Origin of the sequence: Archangium sp., from assembly GCF_036388035.1 — a bacterium.
Taxonomy (GTDB): domain Bacteria; phylum Myxococcota; class Myxococcia; order Myxococcales; family Myxococcaceae; genus Archangium.
Map to the genome: position 1 here is coordinate 1 of NZ_DASVSO010000719.1, position 6,388 is coordinate 6,388.

Annotated in this window: 4 protein-coding genes; 3 read left to right on the top strand and 1 reads right to left on the bottom strand. The window is 71.0% G+C overall.

Annotated elements, in window-relative coordinates:
• Positions 1-122: 122 nt before the first annotated feature.
• The 3 genes from VF697_RS29475 to VF697_RS29485 all read left to right on the top strand — a co-directional run bounded on the left by VF697_RS29475 (position 123) and on the right by VF697_RS29485 (position 5,700).
• Positions 123-722, top strand: coding sequence for a hypothetical protein (locus VF697_RS29475; protein ID WP_331100093.1), 600 nt, complete (start codon positions 123-125; stop codon positions 720-722).
• A 211-nt stretch (positions 723-933) separates the two neighbouring features.
• Positions 934-4,995: a protein kinase domain-containing protein gene (locus tag VF697_RS29480; protein WP_331100094.1), complete on the top strand. Its 4,062-nt coding sequence runs from the start codon at positions 934-936 to the stop codon at positions 4,993-4,995.
• Positions 4,996-5,040: 45 nt separating this feature from the next.
• Positions 5,041-5,700 carry a sigma-70 family RNA polymerase sigma factor gene (locus VF697_RS29485; protein ID WP_331100095.1) on the top strand — a complete coding sequence of 220 codons (660 nt, stop codon included), beginning with the start codon at positions 5,041-5,043 and terminating at the stop codon, positions 5,698-5,700.
• On the opposite strand, the gene VF697_RS29490 is transcribed toward VF697_RS29485, so the two are convergent.
• Positions 5,648-6,388: double-CXXCG motif protein (locus VF697_RS29490; RefSeq protein ID WP_331100097.1), on the bottom strand; the 741-nt coding region annotated here is incomplete at its 5' end. The two genes, VF697_RS29485 and VF697_RS29490, sit on opposite strands and share 53 nt — an antisense overlap.

The following is a 6,388-nucleotide window of genomic DNA, read 5'->3' on the forward strand; positions in this document are numbered from 1 at the left end:
GCTCCCGGGCGCCTGAAGCCTGCCCCCGCTCGGCCGCTCGTGGAACGGGAGGGAAGGCTGCTCCCGCCTCATGCCGTCACGAAGCCCGCTTCATGGCTCCACCTGTTTGGGGAGCGACACGCATGGATGACACCCGTACCACGGCATTCCACAATCGCAGGCAGCAGGCGGTCTCACCCGAGCAGGCCCGGAAGCGGGCCCGCGTCTCCGAGCAGCGCCACGTGCTGAGCGTGCTCGTGCCCATCCGGCCCGAGCGCCTCGAGGATCTCTCGTTGGTGCTGGAGGAGCTCGGGCAGGACCTCCAGCGCAACGCGCACATCCAGTTCGACGCGCTGAAGAGCACGCACTCCCTGCGCTGGGTCATCGTGCCGGCCCCTGCCTCCCAGGACGGGCGCTCCGAGGGCGGCCCGATGCTGGCCTTCGAGGCCCACTTCGACCACACCGTGGGGGAGTTCCTGGAGGACCTCATCCACGTGGCCGGGGACGCGCTGAAGGCGAACATCTACTGCCACTGCGCCCCGCCGCTGCGGAGCTGGTCCTCGGACGCGGTCCTCCGCGACTACCTGCTCGACCACGCGTTGCCGGAGGCGCGCGTCTTCGAGGGCTCCGCGGACGTGAAGGTCGAGCTGCTCGACAACGCCGCGCGCGTGCGCGAGCTCGTCAGCCAGTTCTTCGCCGCGCCCCGGACCGAGCCGGACCCGGCCTCGAGTCCCGCCCGGTGAATTCCCCCGGGTGCGGCTGCTGCTTCCCGCCAGGAGTCCAGGGACTCTGTCTCCTGGCGTCAGGAAGCTCTGTCTTTCGGGAGCGCGGGGCGCCGACCCAGGACACTGCACCTGCCCTCCCGACCCCTTGCGTTGCCCGGTGGCCATGAGACCCATAACTTCAATCAGCCAGGGCCCACATCACGAGAGGCCCTCGACCGCGGAACAGGGAATGCACGAGGAGACTGGTCAGCACGCTGGAGAGACGCGTCCACGCGAGGTGGACGTGTCCCTGCGTGACGATGGCGACTTCGGGGATTCCTTCCTCCAGGAGGTGGCCCAGGCGCCCCCGCTGTTCCGCAAGCCGGTCCCCGGGGAGCGGCTCGGGGGCTCGGATGGCCGCAGGTTCGAGATCATCCGGGAGCTGGGCGGGGGCTCCATGGGGCAGGTGTTCCGCGCGCGCGACGAGGAGCTGCAGCGCGTGGTGGCCCTCAAGTTCCTCCTCCCGCAGGAGGGGATGGGGGCGCACTGGCCGATGGAGCTGCTGCGCCAGGAGGCGCGCGCCATCGCGCAGCTCGACCACGAGAACATCGTCCGTGTCTTCGACGTGTCGGAGTGGACGGGGGAGCCTTGGGAGCCGCGCATTCCCTTCTTCGTCATGGAGTGCCTGGAGGGCGAGTCGCTCGCCGCGCGGCTGCAGCGCGAGCAGCGGCTGGGCGTCCGGTGCGCGCTGGAGCTGATGGTGGGCGTGGCCACGGGCCTGGCGCACGCGCATGGCCGCCACATCGTCCACCGCGACCTCAAGCCCAGCAACGTCTTCATCACCCACAAGGGCACGGTGAAGCTGCTCGACTTCGGGCTGGCCTGGCTGATGGCCTCGAGCGGCTCGCCCGTGCCCCGCCTGCCGGATGCCGGCACGCCGCCGTACATGTCCCCAGAGCAGTGGAGGAGCGAGACACAGGACGAGCGCACGGACCTCTGGTCCGCTGGCGTCATGCTGTACGAGATGCTCACCGGGGAGCTGCTCTACCCGAGCGACACCCTGGAGGAGCTGCGCGCCCGCGTGGTGGGCAACGAGCCGGTGCCGCGGGTGCGCACGCGCCGCCCGGAGGTGCCCCAGGAGGTGGAGGCGCTCATCTCCGAGGCGCTGGTGAAGGAGGCGCGGCGGCGACTGCCCTCGGCGGTGGAGCTGCGGGACAGGCTGCGCCGGCTGGAGGAGGGGCTGGGGCCCTGGCGCGAGGAGCCGCGCGCGGTGGCACCCCAGCGGCGGCCGGTCACACTGGTGTCCTGCAAGCTGGTGGGCCTCGTGGGGCTCGCCCAGGAGTTGGATCCGGAGGACTTCAGCGAGCTGGAGGCCGCCTTCCAGAAGAGCAGCTCGGAGATCATCCAGCGGCACGACGGCTCCATCACCACCTGCGTGGGAGACGAGGTGCTCGCCTGCTTCGGCTACCCGGTGGCGCGCGAGGAGGACTCGGAGCACGCAGTGGGCGCCGGGATGAAGCTGGTGGGCTCCCTGCCGGGCGAGCTCAGCCAGCGCCTCGGCCTGCCGTCCCTGCGCTCGCTGGCGGTGCAGGTGGGCATCCACACCGAGCTGGTGGTGTTCGACGACATCCTCCCGGAGCTCCGCGGGCGCACGCCCACCATCCAGGGCGAGGCCCCGCGCATCGCCTCCTGGCTGGCGCGGCGGGCCGAGCCGGGCACGGTGGTGCTCAGCGACACCACGTACCGGTTGGTGCAGCGCGCCTTCGAGTCCGAGTCGCTCGGCCCGCTCACCTTCGAGGGCCTGTCCGGGGCGCGGCACGTGGAGGCCTGGCGGGTGGCGCGCGCGCGCAAGACGGTGTTCCGCTTCGATCGGGCGCTCGTCACCGGCGCGCTCTCCCGGCTGGTGGGGCGCGAGGAGGAGCTGCGGCGGATGTCCTCCGCCTGGGAGGCGGCGCGCGAGGGCCGGGGCTCCTTCGTGCTGCTCACGGGCGAGGCCGGCATGGGCAAGTCCCGCCTCATCCAGGAGATGCGCCTGCGGGTGTCGCCCTCCTCCAGCTACCGCCCGCGCTGCCAGTGCTGGAGCCAGTTCGCCAACAGCGCCTTCCACCCCCTCATCAGCATGCTCCAGCACCTCTTCCGGTTGGAGCCGGAGGGCTCGCCGCGGGACAACCTGCGCAAGCTGGAGGTGCAGCTCGGGGCGCTCGGTCTGGAAGGCGAGCACCTGGACCTCATCGCCGCCTTCCTGTCGCTGCCGGTGAAGGAGAACCTGCCCTTCCTCCAGCTCTCGCCGGATCGACAGAAGGAGCGCACCATCGAGGCGCTGGCGGGCCTGCTGCTGCGCATGGCCGAGCAGCGCCCGGTGTTCGGCGTGGTGGAGGATCTGCACTGGGCGGATCCGTCCACGCTGGAGCTGCTCGACGCCGTGCTGCGCCGCGTGGAGGGCGCGCGCGTGCTGCTGGTGTTGAGCGCGCGCCCGGGCTTCCAGCACACCTGGCCGGACTCGGCCCGGCTCCACCGGCTGGGGCTGGAGCGGCTGCCGGCGCCGCTCACCGCGACGCTGGTGCAGGAGGCGGCCGGGGGCAGCGCGCTGTCGGAGGAGACGGTGCGCCAGCTCGTGGCCAAGACGGACGGCATCCCCCTCTTCGTGGAGGAGATGACGCACATGGTGGTGGAGCGCGGGATGGTGGCGTCCATCCCCGTCACCCTGCACGAGCTGCTGCTGGCGCGCCTGGACAGGCTGCCGGCGCGGCAGAAGACGCTGGCCCAGCTGTGCGCGGTGGTGGGGCGCGGCTTCTCCCATGCGCTGCTGAGCACGCTGACGCGGCGCGACGCCTTGGAGCTGCAAGAGGACCTGGAGGACCTGGTGTCCGTCGGGGTGCTCCAGCGCGAGGAGGAGGACGACGGCCCCGGCTACCAGTTCCGTCATGCCCTCTTCCAGGACGCGGCCTACCAGTCCCTGCTGCGCGGCACCCGGCGCCAGCACCACCGGCGGATCGCCCAGGCGCTGCTCGAGCAGTTCCCCGAGGTGGTGGAGACGCAGCCGGAGGTGCTGGCCCACCACTACACCGAGGCGGGTGAGTACGAGCCGGCCATCCACCACTGGATGCAGGCCGGCATGCGCGCCAGCCTGCGCTCGGCCAACCTGGAGGCGGTGAGCCACCTGCAGCAGGCGCTGAAGCTGTTGCGGGCCCTTCCCGACGCCGCGCAGCGCATCCAGCAGGAGCTGCAGCTGCTCATCGCCCTGGGCATTCCGCTCTCGCAGGTGCAGGGCTACCGCTCGCCCGAGGTGAAGCGGACATACACCCGGGCGCGCGAGCTCTTCCGCCTGGTGGGCGAGGCGCTGCCGAGCTTGGAGCTGTCCTACTGGGGGCCCTACGCCTACTACTTCTGCCGCGCCGAGTACCGCCTGTCCCACGAGCTGGCCGAGCAGCTCGTGGGGCTGGGCTCGCGCCAGCACAACCGGGAGCTGCTCGCCCTGGGCTATCGGATGATGGCCACGGACTTCTTCACCTGGGGGCGGATGGAGGAGGCGCGCGAGTACGTGGAGCGCGCGGTGGCCTGGGCGGACTTCTCGCTGGAGGAGCACCACAAGCTGGCCGTGCGGCACTGGGTGGACCCCCGCGCGATGGCGCAGATCCACGCCTCCATCATCCACTCGGTGTTGGGCCAGGCGGAGCGGGCGCGGGAGGACGCGCGGGAGGCGCTGGAGCTGGCCGGGCGCATCGGCCATGCGAACACCCGGGCCTACGTGCTGCTCTACGCCGCGCTGTCCTGCCAGCTTCGCGGGGACGCGCAGGGCACGCTGAGGCTGGCCGAGGAGTGTCACGCCGTCTCGCGCGAGCACTGGTTCCGGCTGTGGCTCGAGTGGTCCGTCCTGCTGCAAGGCTGGGCCCTCTCCGAGCTGGGGCGACCGGAGCGGGGGTTGGCGCGGATGCGCGAGGGGTTGTGTAAGTGGCGGATGATGGGCCTGCGGGCGGGGATGCCCCACAACCTCGGGCTGCTGGCGGAGGTGCACCTGCGCCTGGGACAGCCGCGCGAGGCCTTGCTCGCGGTGCTCGAGGGGTTGAAGTGGGTGGAGGCGGTGGGGGAGCGCTTCTACGAGGCGGAGCTGCACCGCATCGGTGGACAGGCCCGGCGGGCGCTGGGCCACGAGGCGGAGGCCCGCGAGAGCTTCCAGCACGCCGTGCGCATCGCACGGGTGCAGGGAGCGCGGGAGTACGAGCGGCACATCGTCCTGGCCCTGGCTTCACCGCCCGGGGGGACGGGGACGCACGTGGAGGCCCCGGGCGCGCAGGCGCCGAGCCCGGTGTGAAGGACGGACGCGGAAGAGAACAGGCCAGGACCAGGGAGACACACCATGCAGTTGGAAGAGCGCGAGAAGCTGGAGCAGGAGATTCAGGAGCTGTGCCGGCAGGGCGACATGGCCGGAGCCGTGGAGCGGGCCCTGGAGGGATATGGGCAGGAGATCATGCGGTTGATGGCCTCGGTGCTGCACGACTACGAGCGGAGCCGGGATGCCTTCAGCCTCTTCAGTGAGAACCTCCTGCGAGGGCTGCCGGGCTTTCGGTGGGAGAGCTCCTTCCGGACGTGGGCCTATCGGCTGGCGCGCAACGCCTGCTACCAGGTGATGCACGCGCCGGCGGGGCGAGAGCAGCCGATGAGCATCTCGAGGTTGCCGGACGAGGCGTTGAAGCCGCGCTCCGAGACGCGGCCCTGGCAGCGCACCTCGGTGAAGGAACGTTTCCGCGCGCTGCGCGAGAGTCTGGATCCCCAGGAGCGCATGCTGCTGCTGCTGCGCGTGGATCAGCGGCTGTCGTGGGAGGAAGTGGCGCGGGTGATGTCGGATGGGGATGGAGAGGAGGCGCTCACGGACGCGGGACTCAAGCGGCGGGCGGCGGCGTTGCGCCAGCAGTTCCAGCGCATCAAGACGCACCTGCGCACCCTGGCCCAGGAAGAGGGGCTCATCACCGAGCCCGAGGACTCCCACCCCGGAACCGAGGACTCTCCCCGCGTTTGAGGGGGGACACGGGGAGGGGCTCGAAGGCGAGGCCGTCCAATCCCAGACGCTGGCACGCGTCGACGAAGCGCTCGGTGCAGGCGATCACGCCGGAGAAGTTTTCCAGTTGGAACACGTCCAGGTCGCTGGGGGCCGTGGCGGCATCCAGCAGGCGGACCTTGGGCAGGGAGACAGCATCCCGGCCACAGCGAGGGCAGGGCGGTGGACGGGGAGGCAGGCAGTCCGGGTGGAGGCGGGCCACGGGGAGGAGTTCCAGATCGAGCAACTCGGGGGACGCGCGTTGACGGAAGCGCAGCTCGGTGCGGCAGCCCTTGAGGCCCCGTACGCCCTCGGCCTGGAGCTTCTCGAGCGTCTCACGTTGCACCATCAATATCCAGGGAACGGGCATCACGAACGGTCCGAAGCGACCCATGCCTCTGCCCACGAACGGGCCCAGCTGCGTCCCTGGTCCCAGCACGGCTCGTGGAGGCAACAGGGGACGTACCAGCTCACAGAGCCTTTCGTACTCCTCGATCGGCTCGGCTCGGGGTTCCTCGAAGTCGGCCAGGGCGGCGACCGGCGTCAGGTCCACGGAGGGGTATGTGTAACCGCCACCCCAGGTGGCCTTGCACAGAGGACAGATGACGCCCGGGAGCCCCCACTTGTTCGAGCCATCGACATCGCCCGTGTAGTCCGACGCCTTGTCCTT

Bases quoted from the DNA above. Each gene is read 5' to 3' on its own strand.
- VF697_RS29475 (WP_331100093.1), top strand. From the start codon at position 123: ATGGATGACACCCGTACCACGGCATTCCACAATCGCAGGCAGCAGGCG.
- VF697_RS29480 (WP_331100094.1), top strand. From the start codon at position 934: ATGCACGAGGAGACTGGTCAGCACGCTGGAGAGACGCGTCCACGCGAG.
- VF697_RS29485 (WP_331100095.1), top strand. From the start codon at position 5,041: ATGCAGTTGGAAGAGCGCGAGAAGCTGGAGCAGGAGATTCAGGAGCTG.